Below are 16,875 nucleotides of genomic sequence, written 5' to 3' on the forward strand. Positions count from 1 at the left end.
ATGACCAGCACGCCGTTCTCGCCTCCCTTCATCGTCGGCCTGACCGGCGGCATCGGCAGCGGCAAGAGCGCCGCCGCCGACCTCTTCGTCGCCCATGGCGCCAGCCTGGTGGATACCGACGCCATCGCCCATGCGCTGACCGCAGCCGACGGCGCCGCGATGCCGGCCATCCGCGCACGGTTCGGCGATGCCGTCGCCGCCGCCGACGGCAGCCTGGACCGTGCCGCGATGCGTGCGCGCGTGTTTGCCCGGGATGAGGCACGCGAGCAGCTCGAAGCCATCCTGCACCCGATGATCCGCGACGAGAGCGCCCGCCAGTGCGCAGCCGCACGCGGCAGCTATGTCGTCCTGGCCGTGCCGCTGCTGATCGAGTCGGGCAGCTACCGCGCCCGCTGCGACCGGATCTGCGTGGTCGATTGCCCGCCGGCGCTGCAGATCGAACGCGTGCGGGCCCGCAGCGGGCTCGAGGAAGCACAGATCCGCGCCATCATGGCCGCCCAGGCCAGCCGCGAGCAGCGGCTGGCAGCCGCGGACGACGTCATCGACAACAGCGGCTCGCTGGAACATCTGCGCGCCCAGGTCGCTGCCCTGCATGCACGCTATGCCGCACTCGCCGCCCGGCAGCCTGACTGAAGACCACGTTGACAATATGGTCTTGGTACGGAGAGCCAAATGGGCTCTGTGCTATCATCGGCAAAATTTACGAGGCACGATTGTTGCGGAAAATGTGCGGTGATTAGCTACGAATATCCTCTCAACGAGCGCATCCGCACCCTGCTGCGACTCGAGGACCTTTTCGTCAAGCTCGCGCACTTCGTCGGGCGCGACGCCCCGCAGGACCATCACGTCGCGCTGCAGACCATTTTCGAGACGCTCGAAGTCGCCAGCCGCGCCGATCTCAAGGTCGATCTGGTGCAGGAACTCGAACGCCAGCGCCAGATCCTGATGTCCTTCCGCAACAACCCCGAGATCTCGGAAGAAGCCCTGTCCGGCGCGCTGTACGAGATCGAGCAGGCTTCCACCGGCCTGCTGGCGATGGCGGGCAAGATCGGCCAGTACCTGCGCGAGAACGAATGGCTGATGAGCATCCGCAGCCGCGCGGCGATACCCGGCGGCGTCTGCCAGTTCGACCTGCCGTCCTACCACTATTGGCTCAACCGCGACCCCGCCGCGCGCCGGCACGATCTCGACGCCTGGATGGCGCCGATGGCGCCGATCCGCGAAGGCCTGGAAATCGTTCTGCGCCTGCTGCGCGCCAGTGGCCGGCCGGAAGCGCAGACGGCGCGCAGCGGCGCCTACCAGTTGACCATGGCCGGGCGCAGCGCCCAGATGCTGCGTGTGCGCGTACCCCGGACCGATGCGGTGGTGCCCGAGATCAGCGCCAACAAGTACGCGCTGAACATCCGCTTCATGCTGCCCGAAACCGTCGCCCGCCCACGCCTGGCCGAACGTGACGTACAGTTCGAGCTCACTTTCTGCAGCCTCTGAGCGAAGCCATGGGCGACACGCCACGCACCGTATCATGCCCGACCTGCGGCAAGCCCGTGGTCTGGAGCGCCGAGAGCCGCTACCGGCCGTTCTGCTCGGCACGCTGCCGCCAGATCGACCTCGGCGCCTGGGCTTCCGAAGCCTATCGCGTTCCCACTTCGCCGCCCGATGCCAGCGACGCCGAGGACTTCCTGCCGCCCGGGCAGACACGCGACTGAAATCCCCCTGGGCGAAGAAGAACGTGCCGCATCATCACCAGCGAATCGGATGGAATGCCTCCAGGGGAACGGCTTCAGCCGGGGGCGCCGAACCGCAAGCTAGCTCTCGCAAGCGGCTTCAGCCGCGATAGCAGCCATGGGAGCGCATTGCAGCCCTTTTCGCGGCTAAAAAGCCGCTCCCACTGGTACGGTCCTTCAAGCTGTCAAACACTCCACGCCCCGCGGATTGCGGCAATGCCATGTGCACCGGCATCGCGCGCTTTTTCCATGTTCTCCGGCTGTAGACCGCCCAGGGCCAGTACCGGCAATGGCAGGCCAGCCACCAGTTCAGTGAAACGTGTCCAACCCAGTCCCGCTTGGCCGGGATGGCTGGCCGTCGGCGCCACCGGACCGAGCAAGGCGTAATCCAAGCCCAACGTCGCAGCCCGTTCGAGTTCGCCGCGATCATGGCAGGACGCGCCCACCCAAGGGCAATCCGGACGTTCATTCAGGATCGCCAGCATACGTGCGGGCAGATGCACGCCGTCGGCTCCGACTGTCCTGGCCAGGTCCGGATCGCCGTTGAGCAGCACCAGGCCGCCGCAGCCATGGACGCGCGCGACCACTTCGCGCGCGAAGCGCTCGCGCAGCGAACTGTCGAGCGCCGGCTCGCGTACCTGCACCAGCCGCAGCCCGTCCGCCAGCGCGCGATCGAGCGCGGCGAGCTGGGCATCGATACCCTGCTCGCCGGCATGGGTGATCGCCATCAGGCGCGGCAGGCGCAAGGCCTTCAGAATCGGGCCGTTGGCCGGCAGCATCGGTTCGCGCGTGGCCTGCTCCGGCAGCACCCAGTCGAGCACGCTGTGCACCTTGCCATGCGGTTCGCCTTCCCAGGCCGAGACCTCGAAGAAGTGCAGGCGGACGTGGGCGTGCTCGTACAGGTGTTCGCGCAGCATCCAGGGCCGCAGATGGGTGACGCGGATGCCGAGCTCCTCGTCGAGTTCGCGGCACAAGGCCTGCGCCGGCGTTTCGCCCGCCTCGACCTTGCCGCCCGGAAACTCCCAGTAGCCGGCATACACGGTGTCCGGCCCGCGCTGACCGAGCAGGTAGCGTCCGTCGGCACGCAGCAGCACGCCGGCGGCCACTTCGACACGCTTGCGCGTCACCGCCCGGCTCCTTCGCCGTGCTGCGTGGCTTCGCCGATCTGGCCCGCGTAATCGCGCGCGAACTGCCAGGCAACCCGGCCCGAGCGGGAGCCGCGCATCAACGCCCACTGCAGCGCATCCTGCCGCGCCTCGTCGATGCGCGCCTGCGGCAGCCCGAAGCTGGCGAGCCAGTGCCCGACAATGTCGAGGTATTCGTTCTGGCTGAAGGGATAGAAGGAAATCCACAGCCCGAAGCGCTCGGACAGCGAGATCTTTTCCTCGGTCGCCTCGCCGGGATGGATCTCGCCGTCGATGTGACGGGCCTGCAGGTTCTCGTCGTGGTACTCGGGCATCAGATGGCGGCGATTGGAGGTCGCATAGATCAGCACATTGTCCGCCATCGCCGACACCGAGCCGTCGAGCACGCTCTTGAGCGCCTTGTAGGCATCCTCGCCTTCCTCGAAGGAGAGGTCGTCGCAGAACAGGATGAAGCGCTCGGGGCGGCCTTCGACCAGTTCGACGATCTCCGGCAGATCGACCAGGTCGGTCTTATCGACCTCGATCACACGCAGGCCGCGATCGCTGTATTCGGCCAGCAAGGCCTTGATCAGCGAGGACTTTCCGGTTCCGCGCGCGCCGGTCAGCAGCACGTTGTTGGCCCGGCGCCCGGCGAGGAACTGCTGCGTGTTGCGGTCGATGCGTTCTTTCTGGTCGTCGACGTCCTGCAGGTCCGCCAGACGGATGCGGTGCGGCGAGCGCACCGGTTTGAGGACCGCACGGCCATGGCGCCGCTGCCAGCGGAAAGCCACCGCGGCATCCCAGTCGGGCGCCGTGGCCGGGCCGGGCAGCAGCGCCTCGAAGCGCTCCAGCAGCCGCTCGGCGCGGCTCATCAGGTCTGACAACTCAGTCATCGTGTTCGTCCTTGTTGTCGCCAGCGTTTCCCCGGCGCGGCCAGGTCGCCCAGACGATGATCAGCAGCAGCACGAGCGCCAGCCCTGCTTCGAGAAAGATCACCCACATCGCAAACCTCGGGGTCGGGATACCGCCACCGGTATACTGTTGTCCGAAAGTTTCGCAGTCTAACCGATCCCCTCCATGATTCCGGCTCCCTCCCGTCTGGCACGCCCCGCGCTGCCCTTCCTGTTTGCACTGCTCGGCGCTTGTGCGACCCCGCAACAGGCACCCGATACCGAAGCACAGTGTCCGCCGCAACGCGCCTGTCCGGCCTGTCCCGCTTGCCCACCCTCGACCGACAAGCCGGCGACGACGCCCACCCCGCCAGCCGGCGCAGCGGCAGAGCCTCCGCCCGCCGTTCAGGCAAGCTGGTCTGCCATCCCCGGCTGGAGCGAGGACGATCCGGCCGAAGCCTGGCCGGCCCTGCTCGCTTCCTGCTCCAGGCTCGCCCGGCAGGCGGGCTGGCAGTCCGTCTGCGCAGCGGCATCCGCGCTCGGCAGGACGCCCTCCAGCCAGCAGGCACGGGCGTATTTCGAGCAGCACTTCGTGCCCTGGCAGCTGTTCAACGGCGGCCCCTCGGCGGAAGGCCTGGTGACCGGCTACTACGAGCCGCTGATCCGCGGCAGCCGCAGCCGCTCCAGCCAGTATGCGTGGCCGATCCATGGCGTACCGGCGGACATGCTGACGATCGAGCTCGGCGACGTCTATCCCGAGCTCAGATCCATGCGCCTGAGAGGACGCATCGTCGGCAACAAGGTCCTGCCCTACTGGACGCGGGGACAGCTGGAGGAGCGCGGCAATCAGGTGCCCGCCCCGGTGCTGCTGTGGGCGAACGATCCGATCGACCTGTTCTTCCTGCAGGTGCAAGGTTCGGGGCGCGTCCGGCTGCCCGACGGCAAGACCGTCCGCATCGGCTACGCGGACCAGAACGGACACCCCTACCAGTCGATCGGCCGCTGGCTGGTGGCGCAGGGAGAGCTGAGCCTGGAGCAGGCTTCGATGGACGGCATCAAACGCTGGGCGCGCGACAACCCCGGACGCTTGCGCGAAATGCTCAATGCCAATCCGAGCTACGTCTTCTTTCGCGAACTGCCGGCTTCGGATGGCGGGCCGATCGGCGCACTCAGCGTTCCGCTGAGCGAAGGCCGCAGCATCGCGGTCGACCCGCGCTACGTCCCGCTCGGGGCGCCGGTGTTCCTGGCGACGAGCCATCCGCTGAGCACGCGTCCGCTGAATCGTCTGGTGCTGGCCCAGGACACCGGTAGCGCCATCAAGGGCGCGGTGCGGGCGGATTTCTTCTGGGGATTCGGCGAAAGCGCCGGGCGGGAAGCCGGCAGGATGCGCCAGCAGGGGCGGATGTGGGTGCTGCTGCCCAAGGGAATGAAGCCGCCCCGCTGAACGACCGCCCCTGGTACCTTTTCGGCGCCGGGGGCGGTTCGGGTCACTTGGACTTGGATGCGGTCTTGGGCTTCACTTCGGCAAGCGCCTTTTCGAGCTCCGCCGCAGGCATGTAGCCACCGATGCGGGTACCGTCGGCCAGGAAGATCGTCGGCGTTCCGCTGATGCGCAATTGCTGGCCCAGTTGCACGTTCTGCGCCACTGCGGTGACGTCGCAGTCGGCGGCGGCCGGCTCCTTGCCGTCCAGCACCCAGCCTGTCCATGCCTGGGCCCTGTCTTTTGCGCACCAGATGTTGTTCGACTTGTTGGCCGAATCCTCGCTGAGGATCGGATACAAGAAAGTGTAGATCGTGATGTCGTCCATGCCGGCCAGATCCTTGGCCAGGCGCTTGCAGTAGCCGCAGTTCGGATCCTCGAAAGTCGCGATCACGCGCGTACCCTTGCCCTTGACCTGCTTGACCGCACGCTCCAGCGGCAGCGAAGCGAAATCGATCGCGGACAGTTCGTTCAGACGTGCCTGGGTGACGTCGCGGCGAGTCTTCATGTCGATGATGCTGCCGTCGATGACGAACTCCGCCTTGGCATCGGTGTAGACGAGCTGGCCGTTCTTCAGCACCACTTCGTACAGCCCGCCGTACGGCGTTTCCGCCACCGACTCGACCGCGGGCGCGCCGATGAAGCTTTCCATGCCCTTCTTTACCGCCTCCTCCGAGGCCTGCGCGAACCCCATCGTCGTCAGGCCCAGCAGAAATGCGATCGAACGCGCCACGGCAGGTTGAGCAAACACAGTCATCGATATCTCCGGATGGTTTCAGAATCGCCCATTGGCCGCATAGCGCGTCAAGGCGTTGGTTAGGACAGGCAGGCTGCCGGTGAGGTTCATCCCGGTATTGCGCAGCGCAGCAAGAATCGGGTTGGGGTGATTGAAAAGACGGTTCAGGCCATGGGTGAGGTACTGCATCAGGAAAGGCTCTTCCGCGCGCGCGCGCGCATAACTGCGCAGGATGGCGAGTTCGCCGATGTCCCGCCAGGCGGGCGTCCGCGCGAGCACCTCGGCCAGTGCCTTCGCATCCTGGAAGCCGAGATTGATGCCATGGCCGGACAAGGGATGGATCGCGTGCGCCGCATCGCCGATCAGGGCGATCCGCGGCTTGACCACCGACGCGACCCGCATCAGCCGCAGCGGGAACGCAGCCCGCGGCGTGATCAGGCCGAGCTTGCCCAATGCGTGTCCCCCCGCAGCAGCCGCCTTGTCGCAGAAAGCAGCGTCATCGAGCGCAAGCAGGCTGTCGGCGACCTCGTCCGGCGCCGACCAGACCATGGACATCCGGTTTCCGGGCAAGGGCAGCCAGGCCAGGATGCCGTCGCCGCGGAACCACTGGAAAGCCGTCGCACGATGCGGCAGGGCGCAATCGAAATTCGCCACCACGCCGCGCTCGCCGTAGGCGGAGACGCTGGCCTCGATGCCGGCCTGCTGGCGTACCCAGGACTCACGCCCGTCGGCACCGACGACGAGGCGCGCCCGCAATACCTTGCCATCCTGCAGCCCCAGGGAAACCCCGTCGTCCGCAAGCGTGAGGCTGGCCGGCGAGGCCGGACAGAACAGCGTGACGTTGTGCTGCCGCTTGAGATTTTCCCAGAGCTCACGGTGAATGCGGCTGGACTCGCCGATCCAGGCAAGTTCGGACAGACCGCTGCCGTAGGCGGAAAAACGCAGCGTACCGCCGGCATCGCCGAAGATCCGCATTTCGGCAACGGCTTGCAGCCGCTCCCGTTCCAGATGCTGCCAGACGCCGAGTCCGTCCATGAAGCGGACGCTCGCCGGACTGTAGGCATACACCCGCTGATCCCAATCCACCGGCAGGCGTGGCGCACTCGCCTCGATGACGGCCACCTTCAGGTGAGTGCGGCGCAATGCAACCGCGAGCGCCGCGCCGGCCAATCCGCCGCCGACGACAATCAGGTCGAAATTCATTCAAGCATCCAGGCGTTGCCTTCGAACTCGGCATTGTGCCGAATGGCGGGGTCATCGTCACGCTCCGGCCCGTCACGAACGAGACTTCTGGTGCGTACGGAGTTGGATGTTGCGGCGTTTTTCTCCGCGTCCACGCACGAACGCCCGAGAGACTGTTGAGTTCTCGGGCGTTGTTGCGCATGGATTAGTCTGACGATGACCTACTTTCACGAGGGCGTGCCTCACTATCATCGGCGCGTTTGCGTTTCACGGTCCTGTTCGGGATGGGCAGGGGTGGTTCCACAAAGCTCTGGTCGTCAGACTGTGACTTGTTGCCTGCGCGTGCTGTCGGGCAGCGTGAGCGCGGGCCAAAGTGAGAAGAAGTGCGTGTGAGTTGTGTGATGTGCAACGAGTTCTAGTGTGCATTCAAGGTTATAGGATCAAGCCACACGGGCAATTAGTATCGGTTAGCTCAACGTGTTGCCACGCTTCCACACCCGACCTATCAACGTTGTGGTCTTCAACGACCCTTCAGGGGGCTCGGGGCCCCGGGGAAGTCTCATCTTGAGGCGAGTTTCCCGCTTAGATGCTTTCAGCGGTTATCTCTTCCGCACATAGCTACCCGGCGATGCGACTGGCGTCACAACCGGTACACCAGGGGTGCGTCCACTCCGGTCCTCTCGTACTAGGAGCAGGCCCTCTCAAACTTCCAGCGCCCACGGCAGATAGGGACCAAACTGTCTCACGACGTTTTAAACCCAGCTCACGTACCACTTTAAATGGCGAACAGCCATACCCTTGGGACCGACTACAGCCCCAGGATGTGATGAGCCGACATCGAGGTGCCAAACTCCGCCGTCGATGTGAACTCTTGGGCGGAATCAGCCTGTTATCCCCAGAGTACCTTTTATCCGTTGAGCGATGGCCCTTCCATACAGAACCACCGGATCACTATGACCTGCTTTCGCACCTGCTCGACGTGTGGGTCTCGCAGTCAAGCCACCTTTTGCCATTGCACTATCAGTACGATGTCCGACCGTACCTAGGTGACCTTCGTACTCCTCCGTTACCTTTTGGGAGGAGACCGCCCCAGTCAAACTGCCCACCATGCACGGTCCCCGACCTGGATTCACAGGCCTGGGTTAGAACCTCGACGACACCAGGGTGGTATTTCAAGGATGGCTCCACCGGAACTGGCGTCCCGGTTTCATAGCCTCCCACCTATCCTACACAAGTCCCGTCAAAGTCCAATGCAAAGCTACAGTAAAGGTTCATGGGGTCTTTCCGTCTAGCCGCGGGGAGATTGCATCTTCACAAACATTTCAACTTCGCTGAGTCTCAGGAGGAGACAGTGTGGCCATCGTTACGCCATTCGTGCAGGTCGGAACTTACCCGACAAGGAATTTCGCTACCTTAGGACCGTTATAGTTACGGCCGCCGTTTACCGGGGCTTCGATCAAGAGCTTGCACCCCATCACTTAACCTTCCGGCACCGGGCAGGCGTCACACCGTATACGTCCACTTTCGTGTTTGCACAGTGCTGTGTTTTTAATAAACAGTCGCAGCCACCGATTCTCTGCGGCCCCTTCGCCCTTCGGATGTGCTCCTACAAGCTAACGGGGCATACCTTCTCCCGAAGTTACGGTATCAATTTGCCGAGTTCCTTCTCCTGAGTTCTCTCAAGCGCCTGGGTATTCTCTACCAGCCCACCTGTGTCGGTTTGCGGTACGGTCGATTCTAGACTGAAGCTTAGAGGCTTTTCCTGGAAGCAGGGTATCAGTTGCTTCGGCTCCTAAGAGCCTCGTTATCACGCCTGAGCTCAGCCCGGCGGATTTGCCTACCGGGCACGCCTACACGCTTGAACCACCTATTCCAACAGATGGCCAACCTAACCTTCTCCGTCCCCCCATCGCATCTAGAACCGGTACGGGAATATTGACCCGTTTCCCATCGACTACGCATTTCTGCCTCGCCTTAGGGGCCGACTCACCCTGCGCCGATGAACGTTGCGCAGGAAACCTTGGGCTTACGGCGAGGGTGCTTTTCACACCCTTTATCGCTACTCATGTCAGCATTCGCACTTCCGATACCTCCAGCATCCCTTACGAGACACCTTCGCAGGCCTACGGAACGCTCCCCTACCACGTGTCAAAGACACATCCGCAGCTTCGGTTCATGGCTTGAGCCCCGTTACATCTTCCGCGCAGGACGACTCGACTAGTGAGCTATTACGCTTTCTTTAAAGGGTGGCTGCTTCTAAGCCAACCTCCTAGCTGTCTATGCCTTCCCACCTCGTTTGCCACTTAGCCATGCATTTGGGACCTTAGCTGGCGGTCTGGGTTGTTTCCCTCTTGACACCGGACGTTAGCACCCGATGTCTGTCTGCCGTATATCACTTTGCGGTATTCGGAGTTTGCTATCGCGGGGTAGATCGCAGTGACCCCCCCAACGATTACAGTGCTCTACCCCCGCAAGTGTCCGTACGACGCACTACCTAAATAGTTTTCGGGGAGAACCAGCTATTTCCGGATTTGTTTAGCCTTTCACCCCTATCCACAGCTCATCCCCTAACTTTTCAACGTTAGTGGGTTCGGACCTCCAGTGCGTGTTACCGCACCTTCATCCTGGCCATGGATAGATCATCCGGTTTCGGGTCTACGCCCAGCAACTACGACGCCCTTATCAGACTCGCTTTCGCTACGCCTCCCCTATTCGGTTAAGCTCGCTACTGAACGTAAGTCGCTGACCCATTATACAAAAGGTACGCAGTCACCCCTGCACGATGGACTCTCGACGAGTCCATCGTGCAGGGGCGCCTTTCGTCTCGCTACGCGAGCCGAAGTCACCTTCTACACTGATGAACTCATCAGGATCTATTTCATCTTTGAGTTCTTTTGAGTCGCGCTGCGCGCGCCTCGAAAGAACCGAAAGCCCATTGTGCAGGGGCTCCCACTGTTTGTATGCATGCGGTTTCAGGATCTATTTCACTCCCCTCCCGGGGTTCTTTTCGCCTTTCCCTCACGGTACTGGTTCACTATCGGTCGATCACGAGTATTTAGCCTTGGAGGATGGTCCCCCCATCTTCAGACAGGATTTCTCGTGTCCCGCCCTACTTGTCGCACGCTCAGACCCGCCACCGGCTTTTCGCATACGGGACTATCACCCTGTATCGTCGGACTTTCCAGACCGTTTTGCTGAGCTGATGGTTTAGTCGTGCAGGCTACTCCGCGTTCGCTCGCCACTACTTGCGGAATCTCGGTTGATTTCTGTTCCTGCGGCTACTTAGATGTTTCAGTTCGCCGCGTTCGCCTCCTCTGGCCTATGTATTGAGCCAGGGATGACCCTTGCGGGCCGGGTTTCCCCATTCGGACATCGTGGGATCAAAGCTCTATTGCCAGCTCCCCCACGCTTTTCGCAGGCTTACACGTCCTTCATCGCCTGTGATCGCCAAGGCATCCACCACATGCACTTAGTCGCTTGATCCTATAACCTTGGTGCCTCCAAAGAAGCACCCCGTCACAGGTCGAACTCGTTTGTGCGGTCCAGACTGTGCTGACAACGCAGCCTGAACCAATGCAATCACACAACTGCAGTACGCACCGGCTACAGTACGCACTGCACTTCTTCCACTTTGTTAAAGAGCAAACCTCAAACCGGCTTCTCGCCGATCAAGAAGTCAGAGATGAGACCTGAGCCCAAACCCCATCTCTGACTTCCCGAAACACGCATGACCTGGTGGAGCTGGTCGGGATCGAACCGACGACCTACGGCTTGCAAAGCCGCCGCTCTCCCAGCTGAGCTACAGCCCCCTTGTCTTCATCAACCAAGCCATCAAGCAACCCTGACATCCTGGTGGGTCTGGTTGGGTTCGAACCAACGACCCCCGCCTTATCAAGACGGTGCTCTAACCAGCTGAGCTACAGACCCTCTTCTCATGCACCTTCGAGGCTCTTCGCCTGAACAACCGATAAGTTGTGGATACTTGGCCGCTGCGGCCCTCTTCTCTTGAAAGGAGGTGATCCAGCCGCACCTTCCGATACGGCTACCTTGTTACGACTTCACCCCAGTCATGAATCTCACCGTGGTAAGCGCCCTCCCGAAGGTTAAGCTACCTACTTCTGGTGAAACCCACTCCCATGGTGTGACGGGCGGTGTGTACAAGACCCGGGAACGTATTCACCGCAGCATGCTGATCTGCGATTACTAGCGATTCCGACTTCACGTAGTCGAGTTGCAGACTACGATCCGGACTACGATCGGCTTTTTGGGATTGGCTCCACCTCGCGGCTTGGCAACCCTCTGTACCGACCATTGTATGACGTGTGAAGCCCTACCCATAAGGGCCATGAGGACTTGACGTCATCCCCACCTTCCTCCGGTTTGTCACCGGCAGTCTCACTAGAGTGCCCAACCAAATGATGGCAACTAGTGACAAGGGTTGCGCTCGTTGCGGGACTTAACCCAACATCTCACGACACGAGCTGACGACAGCCATGCAGCACCTGTGTCCAGGCTCCCGAAGGCACGCTCGCCTCTCAGCAAGCTTCCTGGCATGTCAAGGGTAGGTAAGGTTTTTCGCGTTGCATCGAATTAATCCACATCATCCACCGCTTGTGCGGGTCCCCGTCAATTCCTTTGAGTTTTAACCTTGCGGCCGTACTCCCCAGGCGGTCGACTTCACGCGTTAGCTGCGTCACTCAGTGCATTGCTGCTCCGAACGACTAGTCGACATCGTTTAGGGCGTGGACTACCAGGGTATCTAATCCTGTTTGCTCCCCACGCTTTCGTGCATGAGCGTCAGTACAGGCCCAGGGGGCTGCCTTCGCCATCGGTGTTCCTCCACATCTCTACGCATTTCACTGCTACACGTGGAATTCCACCCCCCTCTGCCGTACTCTAGCCTGCCAGTCACAAGCGCAGTTCCCAGGTTAAGCCCGGGGATTTCACGCCTGTCTTGGCAAACCGCCTGCGCACGCTTTACGCCCAGTAATTCCGATTAACGCTCGCACCCTACGTATTACCGCGGCTGCTGGCACGTAGTTAGCCGGTGCTTCTTAGTCCGGTACCGTCATCCACATCCTATGTTAGAGAATGCGATTTCTTCCCGGCCGAAAGAGCTTTACAACCCGAAGGCCTTCTTCACTCACGCGGCATGGCTGGATCAGGGTTGCCCCCATTGTCCAAAATTCCCCACTGCTGCCTCCCGTAGGAGTCTGGGCCGTGTCTCAGTCCCAGTGTGGCGGATCATCCTCTCAGACCCGCTACAGATCGTCGCCTAGGTGGGCCTTTACCCCACCTACTAGCTAATCTGACATCGGCCGCTCCAATCGCGCGAGGCCCGAAGGTCCCCCGCTTTCTCCCTCAGGACGTATGCGGTATTAGCACATCTTTCGATGTGTTATCCCCCACGACTGGGTACGTTCCGATGCATTACTCACCCGTTCGCCACTCGCCGCCAGGCCGAAGCCCGCGCTGCCGTTCGACTTGCATGTGTAAAGCATGCCGCCAGCGTTCAATCTGAGCCAGGATCAAACTCTTAAGTTCAATCCTACAAAGTACTCAAAATACTGACTTGCAGTATGAGCACCCAATCATTGTGAAACCGTGGCACAACGCCACTGGACCACAACCACCAAGCACCCACACTTATCGGTTGTTCAAGTTGTTAAAGATTCGTGCCGTCAGCACAGAAGCGAAATTATGATCAACAAACAAAACCTTGTCAACCTCCCGAACCGCTTCCCAAAAAACACAATCACGGAAAACGCCGGAAAAACCTCACCCCCAATACCGCCGCAAACCCCGCCGCACCCGCCAAACAACCACCGGCGCCGCGAGAAAGATCGGCATTATAGACAACAAAAATAAACCGTCAAGGCAAAACTTCAACAGAAATACTGATCAGCCCATGAAACAAAAACACACCAATCCATGAACAAGCAATCCGCTCGCCCGCCCCCCCAGGCACGCAGGCCCGTCACGCCGCCACTACGCCGCAGACACCACCGCCAGCCTGAACCACAGCGCGTAAAGCGACGGCACGAACAACAGCACAAGTAGGATGGGTAGAGCCTAGCGAAACCCATCATTTGCGGGGCGCAGAGGTGATGGGCTTCGCCTGCGGCTCCACCCATCCTACGGCTGCCGTCAGAAACCCTGGCCGCCCGCGTAGTTCTCGAAGCGGGTGTTCTCGCCGATGAAGGTCAGCCGGACCGTACCCGTCGGGCCGTTACGGTGCTTGCCGATGATCAGCTCGGCCGTGCCCTTGTCCGGCGAATCCGGGTTATAGACCTCGTCCCGGTAGATGAACATGATGATGTCCGCGTCCTGCTCGATGGCGCCCGATTCGCGCAGATCCGACATCACCGGGCGCTTGTTGGGCCGCTGCTCCAGACTGCGGTTGAGCTGGGACAGCGCGATGATCGGTACGTGCAGTTCCTTCGCCAGCGATTTCACCGAGCGCGAGATTTCCGACAGTTCGGAGGCGCGGTTGTCACCTTCCCGGGTGCCGCTCATCAGCTGCAGGTAGTCGATCACCACCAGGCCGAGCCGGCCGCACTGGCGCGCCAGCCGGCGCACCCGCGCGCGCAGGTCGATCGGATTGAGGCCGGGCGTCTCGTCGATGTAGAGCGGCGCGTCGTAGAGCTTGCCCATCGCCATCGTCAGCCGCTGCCAGTCGTCGTCGGTGAGCCGCCCGCTGCGGATCTTCTGCATGTCGATGCGGCCGACCGAGGAAATGAAGCGGGTCGCCAGCTGCGTGCCCGGCATTTCCATCGAGAAGATCGCCACCGGCAGGCGCTGCTCGATGGCGATGTGCTCGGCGAGATTCAGTGCAAACGTGGTCTTGCCCATCGCCGGGCGGCCGGCGACGATGATCATGTCCGAAGGCTGCAGACCGGAAGTCTTGTCATCCAGATCCACCAGCCCGGTCGGCACCCCGGTGACTTCGGACGGATTGTCGCGATCGTAGAGCTCCTGCACCCGATCGACGACCTGCTTGAGGATGGGCTGGATCGACACGAAACCGCTGGCATGGCGCGCGCCGGCTTCGGCGATCTCGAACACCTTGGCCTCGGCCTCGTCGAGCAGGGCCTTGGCATCCTTGCCCGACGGGCTCAGCGCGCTCGCGGCGATCTCGTCCCCCACCGCCACCAGCTTGCGCAGGATCGCCCGCTCGCGGACGATCTCGGCATAGCGCCGGATATTCGCTGCCGACGGCGTGTTGTTGGCGATTTCCGCGAGATAGGCGAGCCCACCCGCCTGCTCGGCCTCGCCGCTCTTTTCCAGCGACTCGTAGACCGTGACGACGTCGGCCGGCCGACCCTGATCGATCAGCCTGGTGATGTGCCGATAGATGCGGCGATGGTCGTCCCGGTAGAAATCCGCCTCGTTCGCCAGGTCGGCGACGCGCTCCCAGGCCTGGTTGTCGAGCAGGATGCCGCCGATCAGCGACTGCTCCGCCTCGAGCGAATGGGGCGGAAGCTTGATGTGCGCGATCTGGGGATCGGGCAGGTAATCAGGGAAACCGGAAGACGAAGAACTCATCACGAACACCCTTGGGGAGCAGCATCCCGCATTCTAGTTAGAAGGGGCATACGGTGCTGCGCCCACATTGGAGCCCGGTGCCGCAGCAGCACCAGGCACAAACACTGCACCAGGAAGCAAAAAGGGCCGCCTCGGAAGGCAGCCCTTTTCATCTGCGTACGAAAACTCGCAGGAATTACTGCTGGTCGCCGACCACTGCAACGGTGATGGTGGCCACGACGTCGGCGTGCAGGCCGACTTCGAGCTGGACTTCACCGACTTGCTTCAGCGGGCCTTCCGGCATGCGGATGGAGGCACGATCGATTTCGAAACCCTGGGTGCCCAGCGCTTCGGCGACGTCGGCATTGCCGACCGAACCGAACAGGCGGCCGTCCATGCCGGCCTTGCGGGTGACCTGGACCGACACGCCTTCCAGCTTGCCGGCCAGTTCCTGGGCGGCGGCCAGCTTTTCGGCCTGGACGCGCTCGAGTTCGGCGCGGCGGGCTTCGAACTCGGCCATGTTGGCTTCGGTGGCGCGCTTGGCCTTGCCTTGCGGAATCAGGTAGTTGCGGGCGTAGCCGTCCTTGACCTTGACCACGTCACCCAGGGCACCGAGGTTGACGACCTTTTCGAGAAGAATGATCTGCATGTGTTCGCTCCTCTCTTACTGGTGCAGGTCGGTGTAAGGCATCAGGGCCAGGAAGCGGGCACGCTTGACGGCGACCGACAGCTGGCGCTGGTAGCCCGCCTTGGTGCCAGTGATGCGCGCCGGCATGATCTTGGCGTTTTCGGTGATGAAGTCTTTCAGGATGTCCACATCCTTGTAGTCGACTTCTTCGATCTTCTCGGCGGTGAAGCGGCAGAACTTGCGGCGCTTGAACAGACCACGGCCGCCGCGATCATCCTTCTTCTTGAACTTGGACTTGGGCTTGAAAGCCATTTCAGTTTCCTTCCAGAAATTCGATTGTATTCAGGTGCAGCACCGGGCTTCGACTGCGCAGGCTCCTCGCCGCGAGGAAGCCGCTGATCCGCACCGCCGCCCCGGGTTTCGCCGCTGCCAGCACACCGGCGAGATCGCCGACCGCCACCGCCTGCATCTCGACCGAAACGTCGCGGGCCAGGCCCGCCTCGATCTGCTTCGATTCATGTGCCAGCACACAGCTTGCAACCGGCACACCTGCAGGGGTTCGACGCAAGGGCAGCAACTCTGCCAGACGCGCGTCGAGGCGCAGTTCGTTCAACCCGGGATCAGGCAACTCAGGCGGCAGCCGCTTCGCTGTCGGCCGGCTTGGCTTCTTCGGTCGAAGTGGTCAGCGAGCGCGACTTTTCTTCCTTCATCATCGGCGAAGGCGTGGTGACGGCCTTCTTCATCTTGATGATGAGGTGGCGCAGCACGGCATCGTTGAACTTGAAGGCGTGCTCGAGTTCGGCCAGCGTTTCGCCGTCGCACTCGATGTTCATCAGCACGTAGTGGGCCTTGTGCACCTTCTGGATCGGGTAGGCCATCTGGCGGCGGCCCCAGTCTTCCAGGCGGTGGATCTGGCCGTTGCGGCCGGTCACGAGCGTCTTGTAGCGCTCGACCATCGCCGGCACCTGCTCGGACTGGTCCGGGTGGACGATGAAGACGATTTCATAATGTCGCATGCAAACTCCTTGCGGTTGGTTGTTGCAGCTCCCCGGCATGCGGTCCGGTGGAGCAAGGAAAGCCCGGCAGTCTAACAAGAACGTCTGAAAAATCAAAGCCCGGATGCCATTCCTTCCTCGCAAGACTGCTTACACTCTGCCGCAGCGCACGAATCGCCGCCTCGACTAGCATCCGGTCATCGAACGACATCATTCACGCAAGGGCACAGACGAGGCAGACCATGAATCCCACTCCCTTCACTCGCAGGATCCTTGCCGCCCTGATCTGTGGCGGCATTCTCGCCGCTGCGGCACCGGCGATGGCAGGCGGCCACGATCGCGGCTGGCACCAGAAGAAGCATCACCACGCGCAGCATCGCGGCTGGGACAAGCGCACCGTGTATCGCGAGAAGGTCATCATCCGCGAACGCCCGCGCCATTTCCGCGAACGCGAGGTGCACCACCACCATCACTACGCGCCGCCCTACCGCGAACGCAGCTATGGCTATGCCTACGGCCGTGCGCCCGCGGTGGTGATCGGCTTCGACGTTCCGCCGATCGTCATCCCGCTGCGCTGAGGGCACGCCGGCCG

Annotated in this window: 14 protein-coding genes, 2 tRNA genes and 3 rRNA genes; 5 read left to right on the top strand and 14 right to left on the bottom strand. The window is 62.1% G+C overall.

From position 1 onward, the window contains the following. From coaE to yacG, 3 genes are all read left to right on the top strand, one after another. Entirely contained in the window at window positions 1–633 is a 633-nt protein-coding gene (gene coaE / locus ACNQFN_RS20200; RefSeq protein WP_068639302.1) for a dephospho-CoA kinase, read from the top strand. A 99-nt stretch (window positions 634–732) separates the two neighbouring features. Then, window positions 733–1,488, top strand: a complete 756-nt coding sequence (gene zapD / locus ACNQFN_RS20205) for a cell division protein ZapD (protein WP_068639303.1) — start codon at window positions 733–735, stop codon at window positions 1,486–1,488. Between the two features lie 8 nt (window positions 1,489–1,496). Beyond that, the gene (yacG, locus tag ACNQFN_RS20210; RefSeq protein WP_068639304.1) at window positions 1,497–1,706 is read left to right on the top strand and encodes a DNA gyrase inhibitor YacG; all 210 of its coding nucleotides are present in this window, start codon (window positions 1,497–1,499) and stop codon (window positions 1,704–1,706) included. 203 nt (window positions 1,707–1,909) lie between these two features. Here yacG and ACNQFN_RS20215 read toward each other — a convergent pair whose 3' ends face one another. Together ACNQFN_RS20215 and ACNQFN_RS20220 are read right to left on the bottom strand one after the other, a co-directional pair. Continuing rightward, on the bottom strand, window positions 1,910–2,851 hold the full coding sequence (locus tag ACNQFN_RS20215; RefSeq protein WP_068639305.1) for a Nudix family hydrolase: 942 nt from the start codon (window positions 2,849–2,851) through the stop codon (window positions 1,910–1,912). Beyond that, complete coding sequence (locus ACNQFN_RS20220; protein ID WP_068639306.1) at window positions 2,848–3,741, bottom strand: ATP-binding protein; 894 nt, start codon at window positions 3,739–3,741, stop codon at window positions 2,848–2,850. The genes ACNQFN_RS20215 and ACNQFN_RS20220 overlap by 4 nt, the downstream gene beginning before the upstream one ends. Window positions 3,742–4,162: 421 nt before the next feature. Between ACNQFN_RS20220 and ACNQFN_RS20225 the strand changes: the two genes are divergently transcribed. Next, entirely contained in the window at window positions 4,163–5,182 is a 1,020-nt protein-coding gene (locus ACNQFN_RS20225) for a murein transglycosylase A (RefSeq protein ID WP_068639310.1), read from the top strand. 43 nt (window positions 5,183–5,225) lie between these two features. Here the strand turns inward: ACNQFN_RS20225 and ACNQFN_RS20230 are convergent, their stop codons facing one another. The 12 genes from ACNQFN_RS20230 to rpsF form a co-directional block, all read right to left on the bottom strand. Next, entirely contained in the window at window positions 5,226–5,975 is a 750-nt protein-coding gene (locus tag ACNQFN_RS20230; RefSeq protein ID WP_068639307.1) for a DsbC family protein, read from the bottom strand. Window positions 5,976–5,993: 18 nt separating this feature from the next. After that, window positions 5,994–7,157, bottom strand: coding sequence for a UbiH/UbiF family hydroxylase (locus ACNQFN_RS20235; protein ID WP_068639308.1), 1,164 nt, complete (start codon window positions 7,155–7,157; stop codon window positions 5,994–5,996). A 187-nt stretch (window positions 7,158–7,344) separates the two neighbouring features. Beyond that, window positions 7,345–7,458 (bottom strand): 5S ribosomal RNA (gene rrf, locus ACNQFN_RS20240). 114 nt (window positions 7,459–7,572) lie between these two features. Continuing rightward, window positions 7,573–10,619 (bottom strand): 23S ribosomal RNA (locus ACNQFN_RS20245). Between the two features lie 250 nt (window positions 10,620–10,869). Beyond that, window positions 10,870–10,945 (bottom strand) — tRNA-Ala (locus ACNQFN_RS20250). Window positions 10,946–10,986: 41 nt separating this feature from the next. Next, window positions 10,987–11,063: transfer RNA gene (locus tag ACNQFN_RS20255), tRNA-Ile, on the bottom strand. An 81-nt stretch (window positions 11,064–11,144) separates the two neighbouring features. Next, window positions 11,145–12,680: ribosomal RNA gene (locus tag ACNQFN_RS20260) — 16S ribosomal RNA — on the bottom strand. The 16S, 23S and 5S rRNA genes sit together here with 2 tRNA genes alongside, the layout of an rRNA operon. 603 nt (window positions 12,681–13,283) lie before the next feature. After that, complete coding sequence (gene dnaB / locus ACNQFN_RS20265) at window positions 13,284–14,681, bottom strand: replicative DNA helicase (RefSeq protein ID WP_174524505.1); 1,398 nt, start codon at window positions 14,679–14,681, stop codon at window positions 13,284–13,286. 175 nt (window positions 14,682–14,856) lie between these two features. Further along, window positions 14,857–15,309 (bottom strand): 50S ribosomal protein L9, encoded by a 453-nt coding sequence (gene rplI, locus ACNQFN_RS20270; RefSeq protein ID WP_068635351.1) that lies wholly within the window; start codon window positions 15,307–15,309, stop codon window positions 14,857–14,859. 15 nt (window positions 15,310–15,324) lie between these two features. Then, window positions 15,325–15,600: a 30S ribosomal protein S18 gene (rpsR, locus tag ACNQFN_RS20275; RefSeq protein WP_002933051.1), complete on the bottom strand. Its 276-nt coding sequence runs from the start codon at window positions 15,598–15,600 to the stop codon at window positions 15,325–15,327. A gap of 1 nt (window position 15,601) precedes the next feature. Further along, complete coding sequence (gene priB, locus ACNQFN_RS20280) at window positions 15,602–15,916, bottom strand: primosomal replication protein N (protein ID WP_068635350.1); 315 nt, start codon at window positions 15,914–15,916, stop codon at window positions 15,602–15,604. 1 nt (window position 15,917) lies between these two features. Continuing rightward, a complete protein-coding gene (gene rpsF / locus ACNQFN_RS20285; protein ID WP_068635349.1) occupies window positions 15,918–16,304 on the bottom strand; it encodes a 30S ribosomal protein S6 in 387 nt (128 codons plus the stop codon). 221 nt (window positions 16,305–16,525) lie between these two features. On the opposite strand from rpsF, the gene ACNQFN_RS20290 reads away from it, so the two are divergent. After that, a complete protein-coding gene (locus ACNQFN_RS20290; RefSeq protein WP_068635348.1) occupies window positions 16,526–16,861 on the top strand; it encodes a hypothetical protein in 336 nt (111 codons plus the stop codon). The last annotated feature ends 14 nt before the right edge of the window (window positions 16,862–16,875 follow it).

This window comes from Thauera butanivorans (assembly GCF_048398245.1).
Classification (GTDB): domain Bacteria; phylum Pseudomonadota; class Gammaproteobacteria; order Burkholderiales; family Rhodocyclaceae; genus Thauera; species Thauera butanivorans.